At 36.0% G+C, this 22,740-nt stretch carries 17 protein-coding genes; 6 read left to right on the plus strand and 11 right to left on the minus strand.

Annotated elements, in window-relative coordinates; translation table 11 throughout:
• The first annotated feature begins 5 nt into the window (after window positions 1-5).
• Window positions 6-2,354, plus strand: a complete 2,349-nt coding sequence (locus ASG31_RS15035; RefSeq protein ID WP_056034495.1) for a BamA/TamA family outer membrane protein — start codon at window positions 6-8, stop codon at window positions 2,352-2,354.
• A gap of 318 nt (window positions 2,355-2,672) precedes the next feature.
• A complete protein-coding gene (locus ASG31_RS15040; RefSeq protein ID WP_056034501.1) occupies window positions 2,673-3,605 on the plus strand; it encodes a YihY/virulence factor BrkB family protein in 933 nt (310 codons plus the stop codon).
• Window positions 3,606-3,643: 38 nt separating this feature from the next.
• Here the strand turns inward: ASG31_RS15040 and argS are convergent, their stop codons facing one another.
• From argS to ASG31_RS15055, 3 genes are all read right to left on the minus strand, one after another.
• On the minus strand, window positions 3,644-5,404 hold the full coding sequence (gene argS, locus ASG31_RS15045) for an arginine--tRNA ligase (RefSeq protein ID WP_056034506.1): 1,761 nt from the start codon (window positions 5,402-5,404) through the stop codon (window positions 3,644-3,646).
• Window positions 5,405-5,487: 83 nt separating this feature from the next.
• Window positions 5,488-6,969 carry a SusD/RagB family nutrient-binding outer membrane lipoprotein gene (locus ASG31_RS15050; protein WP_231433767.1) on the minus strand — a complete coding sequence of 494 codons (1,482 nt, stop codon included), beginning with the start codon at window positions 6,967-6,969 and terminating at the stop codon, window positions 5,488-5,490.
• A gap of 78 nt (window positions 6,970-7,047) precedes the next feature.
• Window positions 7,048-10,065 carry a SusC/RagA family TonB-linked outer membrane protein gene (locus ASG31_RS15055; protein WP_056034512.1) on the minus strand — a complete coding sequence of 1,006 codons (3,018 nt, stop codon included), beginning with the start codon at window positions 10,063-10,065 and terminating at the stop codon, window positions 7,048-7,050.
• Between the two features lie 210 nt (window positions 10,066-10,275).
• Here ASG31_RS15055 and ASG31_RS15060 point away from each other — a divergent pair, with 210 nt between their 5' ends.
• A complete protein-coding gene (locus ASG31_RS15060) occupies window positions 10,276-10,860 on the plus strand; it encodes a ribonuclease HII (protein ID WP_056034514.1) in 585 nt (194 codons plus the stop codon).
• A gap of 124 nt (window positions 10,861-10,984) precedes the next feature.
• On the opposite strand, the gene yidC is transcribed toward ASG31_RS15060, so the two are convergent.
• The 3 genes from yidC to ASG31_RS15075 form a co-directional block, all read right to left on the minus strand.
• Complete coding sequence (gene yidC / locus ASG31_RS15065) at window positions 10,985-12,784, minus strand: membrane protein insertase YidC (RefSeq protein WP_056034517.1); 1,800 nt, start codon at window positions 12,782-12,784, stop codon at window positions 10,985-10,987.
• Window positions 12,785-13,015: 231 nt separating this feature from the next.
• Window positions 13,016-14,623, minus strand: a complete 1,608-nt coding sequence (locus tag ASG31_RS15070; RefSeq protein WP_056034520.1) for a CTP synthase — start codon at window positions 14,621-14,623, stop codon at window positions 13,016-13,018.
• Between the two features lie 233 nt (window positions 14,624-14,856).
• Entirely contained in the window at window positions 14,857-15,243 is a 387-nt protein-coding gene (locus tag ASG31_RS15075) for a hypothetical protein (RefSeq protein ID WP_056034522.1), read from the minus strand.
• A gap of 46 nt (window positions 15,244-15,289) precedes the next feature.
• Here ASG31_RS15075 and radA point away from each other — a divergent pair, with 46 nt between their 5' ends.
• The 3 genes from radA (at window position 15,290) to ASG31_RS15090 (ending at window position 17,939) form a co-directional block, all read left to right on the plus strand.
• A complete protein-coding gene (gene radA / locus ASG31_RS15080) occupies window positions 15,290-16,639 on the plus strand; it encodes a DNA repair protein RadA (protein ID WP_056034525.1) in 1,350 nt (449 codons plus the stop codon).
• A gap of 249 nt (window positions 16,640-16,888) precedes the next feature.
• Window positions 16,889-17,287: a hypothetical protein gene (locus ASG31_RS15085; RefSeq protein ID WP_206549405.1), complete on the plus strand. Its 399-nt coding sequence runs from the start codon at window positions 16,889-16,891 to the stop codon at window positions 17,285-17,287.
• Window positions 17,288-17,348: 61 nt separating this feature from the next.
• Window positions 17,349-17,939: an ACP phosphodiesterase gene (locus ASG31_RS15090; protein WP_056034533.1), complete on the plus strand. Its 591-nt coding sequence runs from the start codon at window positions 17,349-17,351 to the stop codon at window positions 17,937-17,939.
• Window positions 17,940-18,064: 125 nt separating this feature from the next.
• Here the strand turns inward: ASG31_RS15090 and ASG31_RS15095 are convergent, their stop codons facing one another.
• From ASG31_RS15095 to ASG31_RS15115, 5 genes are all read right to left on the minus strand, one after another.
• Entirely contained in the window at window positions 18,065-18,835 is a 771-nt protein-coding gene (locus ASG31_RS15095; protein WP_231433768.1) for a DUF3575 domain-containing protein, read from the minus strand.
• 53 nt (window positions 18,836-18,888) lie between these two features.
• Complete coding sequence (locus ASG31_RS15100; protein ID WP_056034535.1) at window positions 18,889-19,881, minus strand: T9SS type A sorting domain-containing protein; 993 nt, start codon at window positions 19,879-19,881, stop codon at window positions 18,889-18,891.
• Window positions 19,882-20,082: 201 nt separating this feature from the next.
• Window positions 20,083-20,508 carry an NAD(+)--rifampin ADP-ribosyltransferase gene (arr, locus tag ASG31_RS15105; RefSeq protein WP_056034538.1) on the minus strand — a complete coding sequence of 142 codons (426 nt, stop codon included), beginning with the start codon at window positions 20,506-20,508 and terminating at the stop codon, window positions 20,083-20,085.
• A 138-nt stretch (window positions 20,509-20,646) separates the two neighbouring features.
• Window positions 20,647-21,456, minus strand: a complete 810-nt coding sequence (locus ASG31_RS15110) for a hypothetical protein (RefSeq protein ID WP_056034541.1) — start codon at window positions 21,454-21,456, stop codon at window positions 20,647-20,649.
• Between the two features lie 312 nt (window positions 21,457-21,768).
• Window positions 21,769-22,611: a Kelch repeat-containing protein gene (locus ASG31_RS15115; RefSeq protein ID WP_056034543.1), complete on the minus strand. Its 843-nt coding sequence runs from the start codon at window positions 22,609-22,611 to the stop codon at window positions 21,769-21,771.
• Between the last annotated feature and the right edge of the window lie 129 nt (window positions 22,612-22,740).

Consider the following 22,740-nt stretch of genomic DNA (forward strand, 5'->3'; position numbering starts at 1 on the left):
TATACATGAAAAATAAACTCAATATATACTGTAAATATTTTTTGGTTTCAGGAATTACTGCGACGATTATTTCCTGCAGCAACACGAAGTTTTTGAAAGACGGACAGCTTCTTTACACAGGAGCAGAAGTGAAAATTGAGAGTGACTCTTTAACCAAAAAAGAAAAAAAAGAGCTCAAATCTGCTTTGGAAGAAAACCTGACACCAAAACCAAATTCTTCATTTTTAGGCTTAAGACCAAAATTATACGCATACAATGCAACCAAAGAACCGAAGAAAGAAAAAGGAATCAGATATTGGCTGAAATACAAATTCGGAGAAGAACCTGTAATGTTGGGCGATGTTGACAGAGAATTTAACAAAGATATTATAGTTAATTATTCTGAAAATAAAGGCTATTTCAATTCCAGAGCAAAATATGACACGGTTTCTAAAAACAAAAAAGCGCAGGTAATTTATACTTTAAATCCTGGCGGAAGATATTTAATCAGCAATGTGAATTTTCCGGCAGATTCAAGTTTGGTGAATCAGGAAATTCAGATCTTAAAAGAGAAGACTTTACTGAAATCCGGAAACCCTTTCGACCTTGATGTAATTAAAGCTGAAAGACAGAGAATCGATGACGGGCTGAAGGATAAAGGTTTTTATTATTTTAATCCGGATAACATCATTGTTCAGGCAGACAGCACGGTGAGCAGAAAGAAAAATGACGTTGAGCTGATTGTAAAGTTAAAAGAAAACACTCCCAAACTGGCAAAAGAGCAGTTTACCATTGATAAAGTTGTGGTTTTCCCGAACTATAATCTCCGTGATGCAAAGAGAGGAAAATACAGCATTCCGATGAGTGAAGATTCTCTGAAAGGTTATGAATACAAAGATATTTACGTGGTTGATCCCGATAAAAAATTCAAACCGAGAGTTTTTGACCGTGCCCTGTATTTCAACAAAGGAGATATTTATAACCGAAAAGATCACAATCTATCTTTAAACAGGCTCATCAGTTTAGGTGTTTTTAAATTTGTAAAAAATGAATTTATTGTTTCAGATTCTTTGAATCATAAATTTGATGCCTATTATATTCTAACCCCGAGAGAACTTCAATCTTTGCGACTGGAAGCTTTAGGAAGAACCAATTCTGCCAACTACGCGGGAAGTGAATTAAATTTAAACTGGACGCAGAGAAATTTTTTCCGTGGTGCAGAGCAGTTTAAAGCTTCTGTTTATGGCGCTTTTGATGTACAGATTGGCGGACCTGCAGAGGCAGAAAATATTTTCAGAGCGGGAGCAAATGCACAGCTTTCGATTCCGAGGATTGTGGCTCCGTTCAGATTTAATTCTTCAAGTGCCTTCGTGCCGCGTACCAATATTAAACTGGGTTATGAATTTCAAAACAGAACAACTTTATATTCTTTAAATACTTTTAATGCTACGTTTGGATACCAGTGGAAAGAAAATGTACGGAAAGAACATGAACTTAATTTAATTGATGTTTCGTTGATACGACCCGCAGATGTAACACCAAAATTCGTTGCGCTTGCTGATCAAAACCCTTATTTAAAAAGGGTTACAACAGAGCAGTTAATTTTTGGCCCTACTTATTCTTACACCTACTCCACCACAATGCTTCCTCAGAAAAATACTTTCTACTACAAAGGAATGCTGGATTTGGCAGGAAACATTACCGGACTCATAACCGGAGCAAACGTGAAAGATGGTAAGGAAAAAAATATTTTCGGAATTCCTTTCAGCCAATATGCGAAGATTGAAAATGATGTGAGATTTTATCACAAGTTTTCAGACAAAACTTCATTAGCTACAAGATTGATTGCGGGAGTTGCTGTACCTTACGGAAATTCTCTGCACATTCCGTTTTCAAGACAGTTTTTTGTGGGTGGAAGCAACAGTATCAGAGCGTTCAGAGCAAGAACCTTAGGTCCGGGAAGTTACGACCCCAGAACAGCAAAAGAAACCACAGCAATTTTTGATCAGGCTGGAGATGTAAAACTCGAATTGAATGCTGAATACCGCGCCAATCTTTATAAGTTTTTAAATGTTGCCGCCTTTGTAGATGCCGGAAATATCTGGCTCATCAATGATGATATAGAAGATGGCGTTAATCTGCGACCTGGCGGAAAATTTTCAAAAGACTTTATAAGCGAAGTTGCAGTAGGAGCCGGAGTTGGTCTGAGACTTGATTTTTCAATTTTAATTTTGAGACTTGATTTAGCGATGCCGCTGAGAGTTCCTTACTACGAAAAGGGCGACCGTTGGGTTTTAGACAGAGTTAAATTCGGTGAAGGAAGCTGGAGACGGGATAACTTAATTTTGAATATTGCCATTGGATATCCGTTCTAAAAATCGGTTGACAGGTGGCTTTTAGCTTAAAATATGGTGAAAAACATATCAACATCTTTACAAACGGGCTTTAGTCCGTTTTTGTTTTAATACATCTCAATACTTTTAAGCTAAAACCTAAGTTTTGTATTATTTCATATTAATCATGGTAACTAAAGATTTAAGATAAGTTTGATCTAAAAAATCTCTGGTACCGGACGATTAAAAAAATCGGCTGGAAAACCTTTTAAGGAATAATCTTTGCCTTAAATCTCCTATAAAGTCTTTTAAAAAGGGTCTATTCTACATTACCAAATCACAACTGTTAACAAAAAAATCATGCTGAAAGAACTGAAATTTTTCTGGGAAACCGTCAAAGAAACCTTCACGGAATGGAATAATTCCAATGCATCCAATGATTCTGCAAGTCTGGCTTATTATGCCATATTTTCAATTCCGGGATTACTGATTATAATCATCTGGTCAGCCGGATATTTTTTTGGTGAAGAAGCGATACGGGGGCAGATCAGTACACAAATCAGTGGTATGATGGGGTCTGAAGCCGCCAAAAGCGTAGAAGAGATGATTGCCGGAGCATTGATTGATAAGGAAAATATATTCATGAAAATCGTAGGGATTGGATCACTGGTTTTTGGTGCAACCACGTTATTTTTTCAGCTGCAGAAATCACTAAATAACTTATGGGATGTGGAAGCTGCGCCAAAAAAGGCCTTAACAAAATTTTTACTGGACAGGGCAAATTCTCTGGGAATGATTCTTATTTTAGGCTTTCTGCTTGTAATTACAATGGTATTAACGCTCGTCATCAGTATTTTAAACGATTTTATTGCAAGAAATATTGGGCTTGAAACTTATTACGTCATCGAAATTATAAACTTCACTATAGGATTTGCGATTACCACTCTGCTTTTTGCCCTGATGTACAAAGTTTTACCGGATGTGGAAATCAGCTGGAAATCTGTTTGGAAAGGTGCCATTTTAACATCAGCACTGTTCACTTTGGGTAAATTTTTACTGAGTCTCTATTTCAGTGAATTTAAACCTACTTCTGCGTTTGGTACTGCTGGAACCATTGTACTGGTGATGCTTTGGATCAATTACTCATGCATGATGATATTTTTCGGGGCAGAATTTACAAAGGTGTACACCTATAAAAAAGGATACAGAATTTGGCCATCTAAACATGCAAAATGGAGTAAATCAAAATTATATCAGGACAGCCTTAAAAGCCAGGAAGCAAAACCTGCCTAAAACAAAAATCCTCCCGAAATTTTCAGGAGGATTACTTTTTACATTCTGTTTACCGTACCTATTCCGAGTAAGTTTAAGGATTTTTTTATAGTCTGAGCCGTTAGATTTGACAAATTTAATCTGAACTGTTTCAAATCTTCATCTTCAAGCTTCAGAATAATGTTGCTTTGGTAGAATGAGTTGTAAGATTTCACCAAATCGTAAAGATAATTAGCCACCAAGGCCGGACTGAGAACTTCCGCTGCTTTTTCAACCACCTGCCTGTAATTGGCAAGCTGCATAATCAGCTCTTTTTCAAACTGATTCAACTCTACATCTAAAATTTCCCGGTTCATGTAATTGGCTTTGAGCAATAAAGATTGAATTCGGGCATAAGTGTACTGAATAAAAGGACCTGTATTTCCGTTAAAATCAATACTTTCTTCAGGATTGAACAGCATTTTTTTCTTAGGATCCACTTTCAGCATAAAATATTTTAAAGCTCCAATTCCTATACTTTCGTAATTGATGTTTTTTTCTACCTCTGTAAAATTTTCTAGTTTGCCTAGCTCTTCAGATTTGGATTTTGCAATATCAAACATATCCTGCATCAGCTCATCCGCATCAACTACAGTTCCTTCACGCGATTTCATTTTCCCGTTCGGAAGTTCTACCATTCCGTAAGAAAGGTGGAATAAATTGTCCGCCCATTCATAGCCCAGTTTTTTTAATATTTTAAACAAAACCTGAAAATGATAATCCTGTTCGTTTCCTACAGTGTAGATCAACTTCTGAAGATTGTTTTCTTTAAAGCGTTCCACCGCCGTTCCTAAATCCTGAGTCATATAAACAGAAGTTCCGTCTGAACGAAGCAAAAGTTTTTGATCTAAACCTTCATCCGTCAGATCACACCAAACCGAACCGTCTTCTTTCTGGAACAGAACACCTTTATCCAAACCTTCCTGTATAATGTCTTTTCCTAAAATATAGGTATTGCTTTCGTACTGAACCTGATCGAAATCTACTCCAAGTCTCTTATAAGTTTCACCGAAACCTTTGTAAACCCAAGAGTTCATTTCATTCCATAGATTTCTTACTTTTTCGTCACCATTTTCCCAGTCGAGAAGCATTTTTTGGGCTTCTTTCATTAACGGGGCTTCTTTTTTCGCCTGATCTTCAGAAATTCCCTGTTCCATCAAAGCGAAGATCTCTTTTTTATATTCCTGATCAAATTTTACATAGTAGTTTCCTACAAATTTATCCCCTTTCACATGATCGGTTTTCGGAGTTTCACCCTTTCCAAATTTCTCCCATGCCAGCATCGACTTACAGATATGAATTCCTCTGTCATTGATGATCTGACTTTTGATCACACCATAGCCGGCTTCTTCAAGAATCTGAGCCACGGAAAAACCTAAAAGATTGTTTCTTACGTGCCCCAGGTGAAGCGGTTTGTTGGTATTCGGTGAAGAATATTCCACCATTACGGTTTCGTTTTTCTTTTCTATATTTGAAAACTGTTCTGAAACGCTTTTAAACTGATTGACAAAAAACTGATTTTTAACTTTCACATTTAAAAATCCTTTCACCACATTGAAACTTTCCAGTAATTCGGTTTGCTCAGTTAACGCCTGTCCAAGTTCTACCCCAATGCTTTCAGGGTTTTTCTTCAACTGTTTCACCAAAGGAAAAGTAACAATGGTAAAATCGCCTTCATATTCAGTTTTATTCTCCTGAATTTCAAGTTTTATATCTTTCAACTGATAGACGTTAAGAATAATCTCTGCCAGTTTCTCTTCTATAATATTTTTAATATTCATTATTTATCGTTTGAAATACAAATATACGGAAATAAAAAAACCGCCCGAAGGCGGTTTATAGTATAATTTGAGCTTTGCTAAAATTAGTTTCTGTTCCAGAAAGGAGTGAACTGATTTTTTACAAATACATCTGCTTGATTTACTACAGGAACATTCGCACTGTTCGTATTGTACTCTCTACCAGGATAAACTAATCTCCAAGGCTTGTTAGGCTGAGTAGCTGTAAGCGCTAATGGCGTAACAGGGAAACCAGTTTTCAAATAGTTGATATAAGTTTCCTGTGGCTTGAAGAAATGTAAAGCAACCATTCTCTGATATTGAATCGCAGCGATATGCCCATCTGTTCCGTTCCAACCGTAAGGCTTAGAATTTAGCGAGTTAGTATACGCAGTTGCCTGTGCAGCAGTACCTCCCAAAATCGCAAAAGATGCAGCAATACCAGCATTATAATTACCTTGAGCGTTAGAGAAAACAGCAGGATATAATTCCGCAGCTTCCGCCTGTAGAAGATATGATTCTGCAGCAGTCATTATATAACCATCAATCTCCGAATTAGTAGTAGCTGATGAATTATTCAAAAATCTCCAGCTCAATCTCGAAAATGAAGCTTCTGTTGCACCAGCAATTTGACCTTCACCTTGGTTGATCCCTCTGATAGTTCCTCCTGCAGCTAAATACATAAGACCACGACGAGTATCTACTGTAGCTAAAGTCTTAGCATTTGATCCATTTAATAATGTCGCAAAATGATTAGATATCATAATATATCTCCACCCATTGGTGTTAATTGCAGAACCATCAAAAATCACATATCCATAATTATTAATTAATGGATTTTGTTGGCCAGCATTTGCATTTCCATATCCCGGATTAATTGCAATATTAGAATTTACAAATTGTGCACCTGCCAAAGTCTGTAATTGAGCAGTTACAAAAGATCTGATGTTTGAATCAGTTACCTTTGACTGTCTTAAAAGTATTCTTAACTTTATTGTGTTTGCTACTTTTTTCCAGGTTGCCATATCTCCACCTAAAACCACATCCTCATCACCTACAGGAAATTGAGGAGAAGCGGGATTATCTATTGTAGCAATAGCTTCATTAAGCAATACTACAAGATTTCTGTATATGTCTTCTCCTTTATCATATTTGGGAGTAAGATTAGCTTCTCTTTTGAAAGCTTCAGAAAAAGGTGCGTCACCGTAGAAGTCTACAATATACTGCATACTGTTAGCCATCATAATTTTAGCAATAGCAGCATGGTGAGTATACTGAGCAGCTTTGGGATTGTTATAAATATTCTCATATCTACTCATAGCCAAATAGCTATTATTCCAATAATTGTTTGCAGGGGCAAATGCGGAAGTGACCTGCATTTGATATTCTGCACTCATAGGTGAAGCGAAAAAGTAAACATTCCCTGCCCAGTTGTTCATCCAAATATTAGACAGCTGAAATATATCAGATACCTCAACATCATAATTGGTTGTTTGCGCAGCACTTAAATATCTGTCTGGCGAAACCAATTCAATCTGTGGAGCATTCACAGCTGTATTATCATCCAACCCACAAGAAGATAATGATAATGCTGCAAACGCTATATAAACATATTTTTTCATTTTTATAAATTTTGAAATTAAGAATTAAAATGTAATAGCAATATTTCCTCCGAAAGTTCTCAGGTTAGGGTATTGTACAGCATCACTACTGATATATCCTGCATAAGATCCATTACCCTCAAATGATGTTTCCGGATCATCATAATTTCTATTAGATTTTGCAAATTTTGTGAAAGGATTTCTTGCCTGCACTCCGATAGTTAATTCATTAATTTTAGAATTGCCTAAAAGGGTTTTGCTGAATGTATAAGAAAGTCCTATTTCACGTACTTTAAATGCTGTAGCATTTAAAACAAAATTCTCCCCAACTTGATTATATAGAGCACCTCCATAGTATTCAGATAAAGCAAATGTTGGATTAAAATTTGGATTTGTCGGATTGTTCAAGGTAGTAGCATAAATAGGATTAGTATTTGCCACATAAGTGCCTCCTTGCTGATATACAGAATTAGGAATCACATAAGCCTGAGTTCTGTCGAAAGAAGCTGATTCCTCTAACTGACCAGAGAATGCTAAACTGTTCTTTGTACCTGAAAAGAATTGGTGACCTGTACGGTAATCAGCAGTAGCAGATAATGTAAAGCCTTTGACTTTCAGGGTAGTTGTAAATCCTAAAATATATTTTGGCGTACTTTGACCTAGGATGCTTAACTGAGAATTTACTCTTGGTAACCCAGTTACGGCGTCAACAACGATTCTACCTTGATCATCTCTTACGTAAGTAGTACCTTTAATCGTATTTAATCTTTCACCTTCGATAGCAAATAAACCAGAATATGAATTAGAAAGTAATGCAATTTCTTTTGCACCATCAGCAAGTTTAGTTACCAATGTATATGCACTTGTAAAGTTGGCACCAATATCCCAACGTACATCTTTGGTTTTTATAGGAACCAAATTAAGATTCATCTCAATACCTCTACCCTCAAGATCTCCTACGTTGTCCCACTGACCATTTACACCAGAGGAAGTTGAAGTCTGTTGAAAAGTAATCAAATCTGATGTCTTTGTCTGAAAAATAGCACCATCAAATGTAATTCTATCCTTAAACATTCCAAATGAAACACCTACCTCTGCTTTAGAAATATTTTGAGGTCTCAAATTAACGTTGTATATCGTTGTTTGTGGTATATAACTAATATATCCACTGGATGCATAAGGATAACCAGGCCCAATGTTTGCAATAGGATCAAGGTTGTATGCAGCTATTGGACCTGTACCTTTCGTGCCTTCTACAGCGGCTGTAATTTTAAGAAAGTTTAATACATCCCCTCCAAAATCAAATGCTTTGGTAGGAATAAATGATACTGACGCTGATGGATAGATGTATTGAAACTTATTACCATACTGCTCCTGAACCAACAATGAATTTAATTCATATCTACCCGTAAGATTTACAAATAAGAATTTCTTGTAACCCAAATCAATATTAGCAAGCAATGCATGTACGTTGTTGTGGCTTCTGTTATTTGCTAAAGAACTTGGTTGTGCAGGGCTGGACAAGTTAGAAATAGCATAAAGACCTGGAATAACAATACCTGTGCCACCAGCTTGGCCATTTTTAGCTCTCGTATCCTGAAAGTTGTGTCCAACGGTTACATCTAAATTCAAGTCAGTCGCAATATCATAGTTGGCATTCAATAGTAAATCACCATAATATCTTTGTGCAATTTGAGTAGACTCAAAATAATTCGATTGAATATCATTTACTATACCATTATATATAGGTGCAGCAACATAACCATTATTAAAGCTACTAGATTCCAATGCAGTATAGTTCATATTTCCACGGTAAGTCATCTTGATATGATCATTGAAATCGTAACCAACTCCCGCAATCACATTGAAATAATTCCTTACCGAATTTCCACGTATATTCTTCTGTCTATAGTATGGGCTTGTATAATAAATATTCCATGCATATCCAGTATCTGCGTAATCCTTGAATTTTTCAATAGGAATATCTGAAGAACTTTGAAGAAGATCATGGTAGATTGTTGCATCTGCTTCAGAACTCTTAGTTCTAATATAGTTTACCTGTCCGTCAAAAGACCATCTATTGACTTTAGCGCCACCTTTTAACAAAACAGAATATCTACTAAGTTTATCATTAGCTACTATAAACTCCTTCTCTAAACTACCAATATTCATCCCGAAATAACCATCTCTATTACCTGTAGCTACTGATAAAGTATTTTGGTAAATCGTTCCTGTCTGAAAGAAATCTTTTATATTATCTTTTCCATAAGGAGTAAATGGAGACATTATTGATCCTGCCTCATCTCCAGCTGGGTTACTGTCGTTAGGATTCACATCGATAGTACCATTTCCATTTGCATCAAACAAGGGTATACCATAAGGCTGAGTAGTTCCAGCAAAATTTGGATCTGTAAATGCAGGACCCCAAGCTCCATTTTCTACATGAATTTTATCTCCAAACCATCCTTGACCATAAGTCCTTTGTCTCTTTGGCAAAAATGCTACAGTTTCAAAATCCACTGCTGAATTGAAGCTTATTCGCAATCCTCCAGAAGCAGTACCTCTTTTTGTAGTAACCACTACAACTCCATTTACACCCTGGGGTCCATAGAGTGCGGCTCCACCAGCTCCTTTGATGATGTTTACAGATTCAATCGCATCTGGTGGTAATTGAGATAACACATTTGCTGATGAAATTACGTTATCAATTACAACTAGCGCTTCAGTATTACCTGTGATGGTGTTCGGAGTTCTAATAACAATACTCTGCGATGAGTTTACACTATTGTTAGTCTGGTTGATTCTTACCCCAGAAGCTTTACCTGCAATTGCATTTATTGCATTTGGATTACTTGCTACTTTTAATTGCTCGTTGCTGATAATTTGCTGAGCTGTAGTAACTTCGTCTTTTACTTTTAATCTACCTGTTATAGGTTGAACAAAAACAACTTCGGCGATTTCTGTAGTTTTAGGTATTGTATCATTTCTTCTATCCTGTGCATTTACTAATGCCATAGAAGAAGACACGACAACCAATAAAACACTAGCAGTTAATTTCTTCATATTTAAATTGATTATTTTTTACTAAATGCAAATATGTGAAACTTTCTTAAATTAAACAAATGTTTTGTTAAAAATATTTAACACAACGTGCAGATTTTATAATAATTACAAAATTTTTACAAATGTATAAGGATATCCAGACGTTTTTTATGATTTCAATAATAAAGAAATACCTTTTATATTTGCAGATGTTTTTTAGCGGAAGTACAGATGAATCAACTAATAAAAAAATACTCTCAATATGTTGAAGCGGGCTGCGATGAAGTTGGCCGTGGATGTCTCTGCGGACCGGTGGTAGCAGCTGCAGTAATTATTGATGAAACTTTTGAGCAGAATCTTATTGACGATTCTAAAAAATTAAATTTAAAAACAAGGTTGGATCTTGATGCCTATATAAAAGATCATGTGAAGTGCTACGCCATTCATGAACTTCCACCATCCTATATTGATGAGCATAATATTCTTAATTCGAGTATTCATGCTATGCATGGAGCTTTAGATAAGTTAACAGTCAGGCCTGAGTTTATTTTGGTGGACGGAAATAAGTTTTATCCTTACAATTTTATTCCTCACGAATGTATTGTAAAAGGAGACTCAAAAATTTTAGCCATTGCTGCTGCATCCATTCTGGCAAAAAATTACCGTGACCTCTTAATGATGCGATTACATGAAGAGTATCCCGAATATGGATGGAATACGAATTTCGGGTACGCCACAAAACATCATCAGAAAGCGTTGATTCAACATGGTCCAACTCTGCATCACAGAAAGTCTTTCAGACTGAAATACGATTGATTGTTTGATTAATTTAACATTAACAAATTATAAAGCCAACGGAAATTATTTAAACAGATTACAAATAAAAAATGAGAAGCATCATTCTGCTTCTCATTATATTTTAAATGGTTTGTAAAAACCTCTATTTCTTTCTGGATCCCTGCTGACCCTGAGCTTTTTGCTGCTCCTGAGCTTTTTCCATCATTTCACGCATTCTCTTCTGGAATTTGCTTTCGGTTTTAGGCTTTTCTTTGTTCGCCTGAATCTGTGCATGAATTTTCTTTTCATCTAAGATCAGATATTTAATCACTAAAATAATCAAAATGTTAATCGCATTAGACACAAAATAATACCATGACAAACCGGATGCAGAAGTGTTCAGGAAGAATAAGAACGTAATCGGGAAAATATACATTAATACTTTCATGTTCGGCATTCCTTCCTGTTGTGGCTGCTGCATATTTCCAGAAGTCATTACTGTATAAATTAAAATCACCACCGTACATGCAAGTGCAAAAACACTTAAATGTTCACCTAAAAACGGTACATTAAATGGTAATTTAATCAAATCATCATAAGCTGTAAGATCTTTTGCAAACCAGAAACCCTTACCTCTCAAATCAATAAAGTTCGGGAAGAAACGGAATAATGCGTAGAAAATCGGGATCTGTACCAACGCCGGAAGACATCCCGCCATTTGATTTACGCCAGCTTTCCTGTAAATTTCCATTGTTGCCTGCTGCTTCTTCATTGGATCAGCATCCTTTAATTTAGCAGTTGCTTCATCAATTTCCGGACGAATCACTCTCATCATTGCACTCAGCTTGTGCTGTTTGTACATGATTGGTGACAAAATCAGTTTCACAATAATCGTCATCAGGAAAATTACCCAACCTGCAGATAGTCCCCATTCTGCAATGAAATTGTACATGGGCATGAAGAAATAACGGTTCATTGCTCCAATAAATGACCAACCTAATGGTAAAATTTCATCAAAATTTTTGTCGTAAGATTTTAACAATGGCAAATCCAAGGGCATGAAATACCACGTGAAATCCTGATTCAACTCACCACCGCTCATTCCTACAAAACCTTCAAAATTTAATTTTTTAAGGTATTCTCCTTCCTCAATGGTTTCCTGATTCCCTTTACTGTTTGTGAAACCTGTTTTAGATTCGATTACTGAAGAGAAAAACTGCTGTTTTACGCCAATCCAGTTCAGGGTTTCTTCATCTTCAGACATATCTGTTCTTCCGTCATAATCATAATCTTTATAATTATTAAACGCGTAAGAGAATTCGGAATGAGACTGCTCCTGAGCTCTACCTTTTTCAAGATTTCTTACATTGTAATCCCAGATAAAATCTGCTTTGTTGTCGGAAGATACATTAGCTAAACCTTTAGTTCTAACCTTAAAATCAACAGTGTATTTCGGCATCAGAGTGTAGACAAACTGAATAACAGCACCGTTAACATTAGCCGTCAACGTTGCTACATTTCCAGCAACTGAAGGGGTAAAAACTAAATCTTTAGTATTGATGGTTTTACCTGCTTTATCTTTAAACTGAAAACCATAGTTGGAGTTGTTTTTCGTGATTAAATAAAGTGGAAGGTCTGCAACATCAGTTTTGTGGTTGTAAGCCTTGAATTTTGCAAGCTCAACCTTAGAAACCTGCCCTCCTAAACTTGAGAATTCAATTTTAAGCTCATCATTTGCAAGATTTACATTTTGAATCGCTCCCGGAGTTACATTTGTGTTGATTTGAGCTGCCTGGGTCTGCTTTACAGCGCTTTTTGCCTGTTCTGTTTTCTGTTGTTCAGCTTTAAGTTTTTCTTCTTCAGCACTATTTCTCTGGAAATAAAACATGAATCCGAAAAGAACCAAACATAAAACCGCAAAACTAATCATCTGACTTTTATCGAGTCCTTTGTTCTGTTGCATTTTATTTTAATTAAAATTTTTAAATTTAATGAAGTAATAATTTTATCACTTTTTTGAGTCGACAAAAATACTGTTTTTTTATCAGAACTCTATATTATAATATGTTACTATATAATAAACTCAGGCTGAGAAAGATCAGTCTGAGTTTATCTATGACGTTTGTAATTTTTAAATTACTTTATATTCGATAAACCTTCAAGGTTTGAATACCCTGAAGGTTTGTAAATCGTGTTATTTTCCCGAACAAGCCTTAATGAAAGCTCTGAACAAAGGATGCGGAGTGGCTACTGTACTCTTGTATTCCGGGTGATACTGCACCCCAACGTAGAACGGGTGATCGTGCATTTCCAAAGCTTCTACCAATCCCGTTTCAGGGTTTGTACCTGTTGCCACAAAACCATTATCTTCAAATTCTGCGATATAATCACTGTTGAATTCGTATCTGTGACGGTGTCTTTCAGAAATATGTTTGCTTCCGTAGATTTCAGATAATTTAGATCCATTTTTAACGGCACATTTCCAGGCTCCAAGACGCATTGTTCCACCTTTATCCACTACATTTTTCTGTTCTTCCATTAAAGAAATTACAGGATGCTCTGTTGAAGTATCAAACTCCATTGAGTTGGCTTTTGTATATCCTAAAACGTTTCTTGCGAATTCAACAGTCATAATCTGCATTCCCAAACAAATTCCCAACATCGGAACTTTATTTTCTCTTGCGTACTGAGCAGTAAGAATTTTACCTTCAATACCTCTGTCACCAAATCCTGGGGCAACCAAAATACCGGAAACTCCGTCTAATGATTCTTTGATATTTTCTTTGGTTAAATCACCACTGTAAACCCATCTGATTTTCACTTCAGTTTCCAAATCTGCACCTGCATGCTTGAAAGCTTCAGCAATTGAAATATAAGAATCCTGTAGCGAAATATATTTTCCAACTAAGGCAATTTCAACAGTTCTCTTCGGATTCTGGAATTTTTTAAGGAAAGTTTTCCAGTCTTTAAGATCAGCTTCCTTATCACTTTTTAAATCTAATTCTTTAAGAACTACATCATCAAAGTTTTGTTTCTGAAGGTACATCGGAACTTCGTAAATCGTTTCCAAATCTTTACACTCAATCACATTATCCAAAGGAACGTTACAGAACTGAGCTAATTTTGCTCTCTGATCTTTTGGAATTTTATGTTCGGTACGGCAAACCAAAACATCAGCCATAATTCCGCTTTCCATCAACTGACGAACCGAATGCTGGGAAGGTTTTGTTTTTAATTCTCCACTTGAAGCCAGATATGGTAATAAAGTTAAGTGAATTACCATAGAATTTTTCTCACCCAGTTCCCATTTCAGCTGACGAACAGTTTCGATGTAAGGTAAAGATTCAATATCTCCTACAGTTCCGCCGATTTCGGTAATGATGATATCGTAATTTTGTTTGGATAGAATTTTAATTCTGCGCTTAATTTCGTTGGTAATATGAGGAATTACCTGAACTGTTTTTCCAAGGAAGTCTCCTTTTCTTTCTTTTTCGATTACAGTCTGGTAGATTTTCCCTGTGGTAACGTTGTTATTCTGAGAAGTTGGCGAGTCAAGATAACGCTCGTAGTGACCTAAATCCAGATCCGTCTCTGCACCATCTTCGGTTACATAGCATTCACCGTGCTCATAAGGATTTAAAGTACCCGGATCGATATTGATATAAGGATCAAGTTTTTGAATTGTTACATTGAAGCCACGTGATTTTAGCAATAGACCAAGAGAAGCAGAAACGATTCCCTTTCCCAAAGATGAAGTTACACCTCCTGTCACAAAGATGTACTTTGTATTCTTTTTACTCATTAGATTAGGTTTGTGCAAAGTTAGGACAAAAAGAAAAGCAAAGCAATTTTGTTGCACTTAAAAATAATTTTTGAAACAAAAAAGGTTTCCAATACTGCTATCGAAAACCTTTACCCAAACCAAATTATATAATATGAAAAACTATTATAAACATTTTAAAATCAAAACAATTATTTATTGCTTTAAAACGAAACAAAGATATAAATCTTTAAACAATAAGACATTGATTTATGTTAAGATCTTCTCTTGGATGAAACTAATTGGCTACCATAAAAGATGAAAAACAACACAATAAAAGAATTGAGGTAGATGAGCATGCTGTAAATATTGTCTTCTTTTAATCCAAACGGATTAAAGCCCGAAATAACCAAACTTATAAGGTAAATAATTTCAAACAGTAATGCGATTCTCAATACTGAATTGTAGTTTTTCTTAAATAATAACACTGTGATAAAGGCGACAATTAGAGTAAAAACACATTTAAGAAGAATTAGGAATGGAGCCATTCCCAAACTTTCACCAGGTAGTCCTAAGATGTAAATCGCAACAACACTAAGCAGAAAATTCAGCATAGCCATGAGAGTAAATATCTGGCTGCTTTTCAGAATAACATTTTTCATCTCCTAAAATTAAGAAAATTTCAAAAAAAATCTTCAACTTAGCAGTATGGCAAAACTTAAAACAGCATATTTCTGTCAGAACTGCGGTTCACAATATCCACAGTGGACAGGGCAATGTAAAAATTGTCTTGAATGGAACACTCTGGTAGAAGAAATTGTAGAAAAAACCTCATCAAAAACGCCCCCTTTTTCAAAATCAAAACAGCACGTCATCAACATTATTGAAGTTGAAGCTGTGGAAGAACCGAGAATAAAAACGCCTTCTGATGAACTCAACAGAGTTTTGGGCGGTGGAATTGTTTTGGGATCGGTCACGTTGATTGGTGGCGAACCGGGAATTGGAAAGTCTACCCTGCTTCTTCAGCTGGCTTTAAAAATGAAGAAGAAAATTTTCTATGTTTCCGGTGAAGAAAGTGCTTCTCAAATCAAAATGAGAGCCGACCGTTTGGCTGAAATCAAAAATCCAAACTGTTTTCTGTACACAGAAACTTCTTTGGAAAAAATTCTTCACGAAGCCAAAAAACTGGAACCCGATTTTGTGATTATTGATTCCATTCAAACCTTGCAGTCACAGCTGATTGAAAGTTCACCAGGAACAGTTTCGCAAATCCGTGAATGTTCGAATGAGATTATTAAATATGCCAAAGAAAACAATGTTCCCGTATTTTTAGTTGGTCACATCACGAAAGATGGGCAAATTGCCGGACCAAAAGTTCTGGAACACATGGTGGACGTTGTTTTGAATTTTGACGGCGACAGAAATCACCTTTTCAGATTATTGAGAGCCAATAAAAACCGTTTCGGATCGACTGCTGAAATCGGTATTTATGAAATGGTTTCACAAGGTTTAAAGGAAATTAAAAATCCATCAGAAATCTTAATTACCAAAAAATCTGAAGAACTTTCAGGAAATTCTGTCGCCGTAACGCTGGAAGGAAACCGACCGATGCTTCTGGAAATTCAGGCTTTGGTTAGCACAGCCGTTTACGGAACTCCACAAAGAAGCTGCACCGGTTTTGATTCTAAAAGACTGAATATGCTTCTTGCCGTTTTAGAAAAAAGAGCAGGTTTCCAATTGGGCGCAAAAGATGTTTTTCTGAATATTACGGGAGGGATAAAAACAGACGATCCTGCTTTGGATCTGGCGGTTGTTGCTTCAATTTTGTCATCGAATGAAGATATTGCCATCTCAGAACATTACTGTTTTGCCGGAGAAATTGGATTGAGTGGAGAGATCCGTCCGATTGCACAGGCTGAGCAGAGGATTACAGAAGCTGAAAAACTGGGCTATGAGAAAATTTTCATTTCTAATCTGAATAAACTACCCAAGAAAAAATTCGGGATAATAATTGAAGAAGTGAGCAAGGTGGAGGATTTTCATGAGAGACTCTTCTAATCTTTGAGCGTTGTTAGGGCTTAAAGCCCTAACAACGCTTTAAAATCGCTAAATTTAAACACGATGAAAAAATATGTAACTAACCTGGAGCCAAACTCCTTCTACCACATTTTCAACAAAGGTATTAATGGTAATAAAATCTTTTTTTCAAGTCAGAACTACAGTTACTTTTTAAAATTATTGAAAGATAAAGTGCTCTCTGTATCTGGAATATATGCATATTGCTTCCTCCCAAATCATTTTCATATTTTGATAAAAACTAAATCTGAAAATGAAATCCGTGAAAGTTTCAGCGAAAAAGCACAAATTGATGTTGATAAGATTATAAGTCAGCAGTTTTCTAATGTCTTCAACAGCTACACGCAGGCAGTGAATAAAAATTATTCCAGAACAGGAAAGCTTTTTGAGCTTCCTTTTCGAAGAAGATTAATTACATCTGATGATTATTTAATAAAAACAATTCTATATATTCATAATAATCCTAAAAAACATTTTTTAACCAACGAAATATTTAGTTACCAGCACTCTTCACTACCACAAATATTAAATAATAATCAGAATGGAAAAATTACAAAAGAAATAATATCGCTTTTTGGCAGTTTAGATAATTTCCGACTGCTTCATCAAAATTATGATCCTATCAAATAACGTAAAGCGTTGTTAGGGCTTAAAGCCCTAACAACGCTCCAAAGCTTAATTACAAAAAAAAATGAACTTCCTCGCCCACTCTTTTCTTTCTTTTTCTGACGGACAAATCGTTGGGCAGTTTCTGGAAGATTACATCCGGAATAAAGACCGTTTTTCCTTCCCGAAAGACATCCAAAATGGCATTACCATGCACCGCACCATTGATACTTTTACAGATTCTCATCCTGCGATTCATGAGGCGAAGAAAGTATTCAGTCCGCTTGTAAGATTATATTCCGGTGCTTTTGTAGATGTTTCAATGGATTACTTTTTAGCTAATGATCTATCAATTAATTCTTTACAAGGCTGGAAATCACATTCGCGGAATGTTTACAAAGTATTAAACCAACACATTCATTTATTTCCTGAAAATTTCAAACTGATGTTGTCACGAATGGAATCTGAGGATTGGCTTTACAACTACAGAAATGACAAAAACATTGGTTTCAGCATGAAAAATGTTTTAAATAAGGCAAAATATTTAGAAAAAGACATTCCCGTTTTTGAGGCATTTACAGACAATAAAAAATTCCTGAAAGAATGCTATGACAACTTCTTTCAGGAACTGTTTTTACATGCGAAACAGACCAATGATCTGATGACACACTTTTAGATTTACCTTATAGTTTATCTCTGCCTCAGCCTACAAATATGGAGAAATTACTGAAAATTTTATAAATGTTTTTCTTTTCCCCATCCCTTAAAGGGCGGAAAAACATGTAGAAAATTTATTATAATTTAAAATCTATATCCTAACGACAGGCCACTTCTGAAACCGGCCCATGGACCGTCTACTTTTACCCTTGCCCCCTCCGTATTCGTTTCTACGGTGTACTCAACGTAGGGAACATCAAGGTCTTCAATTTCTTTTTTCAGCTGACCCTGCATTTCTGGTGTGAGATAAATATTGCTTGTGAGGGCAAAGTCTCCTTTTCCGGTTCCGTAATGGGCTCCGGCAATCCAAAAATCAAGTACAAGATTCTGTGCCTTGTTCAGGAAAAACTGAGCTCCCACCATCAGGCCGCCGCTGTGACCTCTCGTATCTCCCTTGCCGGTAAGCGGAATAGGATATGAGACACCTGCCACAGGCTGAAAATTGTAATAAAAATCAAATTCATTAGACTCAACACTTGAATAACGGTAGTAAGGTGCAAAATAAAAACCCTTCCCATAGCCTTGACCGATATAAAATCTCGGCTCCAGGGTAAAATTGGTTGACTTAATTTCCAGGTTCTGAAACTGCTTTTCGTCTTCATCATCTAAAAAAACTCCCATAAAAGGAACTTTTCCTTCAGGCATGGTACCAAATCCTATTGCTAATGAAAACCACTGATTCAGGGATCTTTCGTAGGTAAGGTTAAAATTTCTGAAGGCGTAAGCTGTAACATTTGTTTTTACGATATTCATTTTCTCAGGAACATCAGAAGCTGGCGGAATTGAATTTTCTATTTGGGCATTTGCAGCAGACATAACGCCGATTGCCAGTAAAGTAGTGATTCTTTTGGTCATAGTATGTGATTTTGGTGTGAAAAAGTAATATCAAAAAGCAGGCAAAATTGATTTTATTTCTTAATCAACTTTTTAGTTTCAGATACAGCACCATCCTTTTCAGCTGTGATAAAATAGACACCAGACGGAAGATCTGCTACCTGCACAGCATCCTGGGTTTTATTGAACTGTTTTAAAACCTTACCATCTAAGTTGTAGATCACCACATTCGCATTTTCAGCATTTCTAAAATGCACCACATCAGTTACCGGATTAGGATAAAATTCAAAATTATTTTTGAGCTTTGAGTTCTGCACAGCAAGAAAAATTTCATTTAATCCCTGGGCACCGTCAGTAGTCTGATTATTTATACCGGCTGCAGCTACGTTCACCACTACCTGCGACGTTGAAAGCAGTGCAAATTTATGTGTGCTGTCGTAATAGTTGTAAGAAGTGTTTACAATAGTCCCTATCGGGAATAGAAAAAGAGTGTCTGTAGGCAAATGAAGGTTGAAATTTTGTACCGATTTAATCCTCAAAACGTTGGTATAAGTTTTAGGGCCAACAATTAAAGTTCCTGTGGCGTCACCGGAATTGCTGATGCTTCCTTTACACAGTCCGCTTAGGGTTGCCGATGTGAAAGTTCCCTGAGCCTGATCTGTCTCAGAATAGCTGAAAGCTGCAGGATAGGTAATAAAAGTCCCGTTATTGGCTGAAAGATTTAGCGTAGCATCAGCGGTGACCAATGCAGTAATTTCCAATTTGGAAGCCGTCTGTTTGTAAAAAATGGTGTTTGAACCGTTTACATACTTCAGGGTAGAACCGGGATAAGAAGCAATTTCAGCAGATGTTGGCGCAGAATAAATCCCCGGACTGCCACCACCCTGTGTAAGAGAGGCATTGTTAAATGTAGTATTCGCTCCGGTTGCGCTGTTATCTGGTGTGCCGGCCAAAATCACATAATTGGCTACATCGCCCACAACAGGGTCGTTGAAAGCTTTGGTAACAGTTGTTTGTGCATTAAATAATGAAAAACAAAAAGTTAAAGACAGTAAAGTTTTTTTCATGGGTGTAAAATATTGTTTAAAATTACGCAATAAACCAATACGGAAATTAAATAATTTTAAGAATATTTTAACACTATTTAGGATATTCTGGAATTGATAGCTGTTGCGGTTTACATTAAAGATCTGCCAGAAGCATGATGGTACATTCAGTCTATTTTGAAACAAAAAACAGATACTCTTAAACTGGAATTTCTTCGCCAGTCAATTGATTATTTCCGCATCAGGATTTTCACGAAGCTTTGCAATTTTTTCTTTCCAGTTCTGAAGTTCTTCATCCGAGAGCCTCACCCAATCTGTCAGTTCGCCAACAATTTTTAAAGGTTCACTGCTTCGGTAAGATCTCGTAGGATTTCCGGGAAATTTTTTGTCGGTGACATTAGGATCGTTTTCAAATATTCCGGTAGGTTCTACGATGTAGATTCTGCCATCACCATCTCCTTCAGCCAAAGCAGCAGCCAAAACAGCTCCGTTTGGTAAAGCCGTAAAATAGATGTGATTCATAACAACTTCAGATTTATAGTTTGAATTAAAACCTGCTTTAAGCAAATCTCCGGTCTTCAAATCGGCTTTTGTACCGTGGTAAAATGGACCTGCATCCAGAATTTTTTCGTCTTTTTTATTTAGCATGATTGCGTTTTTTTTGAGATGAAATCAGTAGAAAACTTAGCAATTTTTTTGAAATGAAAAAAACCGCCCGGATGAGAGCAATTTTTATGATTGAAGGTACAAGTGCGGCAGTTGCAGCAGCTTGAGAAGATTATATTATTATATTTTCCAGTTATTTTTTAAAGCCTCCAATTTTGGGATGAGACATGATTTGCTTTCATTATTTTCGGAAACAAATATTTTTATAATATCACCGGATTTTTTCTCATTCAATATAGAAAAATCTGTCGTAATAGATTTTCCAAATACGTTTGAACCATTTTTTGTTTTGAAAAAGTAGTTGACTGTTATTGTATGATTTCCTGTACGGTAGCTTCTGAAGCCATTTCCTGATACCGTATTGCTGTTGATTTCCATTGAAACGATTTCAGCATCTTTCACAATTCCGTTTTTGTAGAGATTGAAGTTTTTCAAGGATGGAATTACAGATTTAATGAAAAACGGAATTCCGATCAAAAGAAAAACCGATGCGAAGATAAAGACATAATAGATTGGTAAAACAAAAGGTTCAATATCTTTTATGACAGATTGACCTTCAAAAAATTTTATCTGTATTTCCTTTCCAACGTCTGGATCCGTCAATTTATCAGACTTCAACATTTTAAATTTATCGGTGATTTCCTTTCCTTCGTCATCAAATTTATACGTAATAATTTTCACAGATTCCCCGTTAATATTCATGTTGGTTTTCTCAATATGTGAAATTACTGCCGTTTTCTCGATACCGTTTTTTTCTATTTTCTCATAATCATAGCTCTCAAAAGGTTGTCTATTTAAGTTTAAAACAATACTTAAAACAACAGATATCAGAATTGCGGAAAGAGGAAATAAAATTCCCAGGGTAGAATATGGTCTTCTTTCTTTCAATAAATTGATAAACGCTGAGAATGGAACTTGTCTTTTTTGCATTGGTTAAATGTAGTTTTTAAGATGATGTAAAATTAAATATTAAAAAAAACATTTTGAAAGAAAACAGAGATTTTACTGTTTCCAAACAAGTGTGAACACCTTGCGGAGCTGGATGTAAAAGACTAAAAAACAAGTGTAAAAAACCCAATTCCCTTTATTGGTGTTCCAATGGCGAGCATAAAAAACTCAAAAAAGAGTGTAGAGATTTGATGCCAATTCATAAAGAGTCCACTATAAGGGTTAATGGTTTATTTTAATTATTTAAAAAAGTCAAAAGGCGCACATCAGCGGGAAGCAGGTTACTGCAATGGTTTATTTACCCGAAAGCACCTCATCACTAATATCTGCTACCTGAACGCTTTTAAGAGCTGATTTGGTTGAAGATGCTGTACTTCCACCCATAATGTAGAGTTTATTATTATATATTTCTGCAGCGGCATGTCGTCTGGGAATCATGTTGGATGATAACTTATGCAGCTTATTGGTTTCTGTATCAAAATAGGCCAGAAAATTTTGATTATTATAACCGCCTGCAATAAAAATCTTAGTACCGGATACCGCTAATGAATGACCGGATATCGCAGCAGACATCGTGTATTGCTCAGTCCATTCATTTTTGTTGAGATCAAACACATTCACCAGACGGGATGACGTACCGTTAAAACCACCGATTACATAGAGCTTATCATTCACAATTTTGCCCCTTGCTTCTCTGGCTGTTGGCATATCGGGTAAAGTATGCCATGTGTCTGAAGCAATGTCGTAATATTGAAACCTGTCAGAAAATACTGTGGTGGCGGCATTGTTTAGCCCACTGCCGCCGAACGTATATATTTTTCCATTATGAATGGCAGAGCCTGCATTTCCTGTGTAGGCACGATTAACAGCTCCCTTCGTTTTTTGATGAGTTTCAAGGTCTATAATTTCAAGATGGCTGTTTCCCCATCCGTTAAAAATATAAACTTTATTACCGTAAGTCTCCGAATTGGCGAATCTTTTAGGAACCAGACTGGAGTTGATGAGACTCCAGCGGTTATCTTTAGTACTGTATTTCTCAATAAAATTTGCATAACCATCCGTGTCTTTATATCCATTGCTCACATAGATATTGTCACCTGCAATAGCACTGCTTATCGCTCCTCTGCGAACAGACATATCCGAAAGGTGTTTAAATTTTAATGTTTGTGCAATGGCTAAACATAAACCGAAAAGTGAAAGTAGGAATGATTTTGTTTTCAATGGCGTTGAGGTTTGGTTTAATTGATTTTCTGTGTTGAAAAATAT

It is taken from the genome of Chryseobacterium sp. Leaf404, assembly GCF_001424145.1.
Taxonomy (GTDB): Bacteria; Bacteroidota; Bacteroidia; order Flavobacteriales; family Weeksellaceae; genus Chryseobacterium.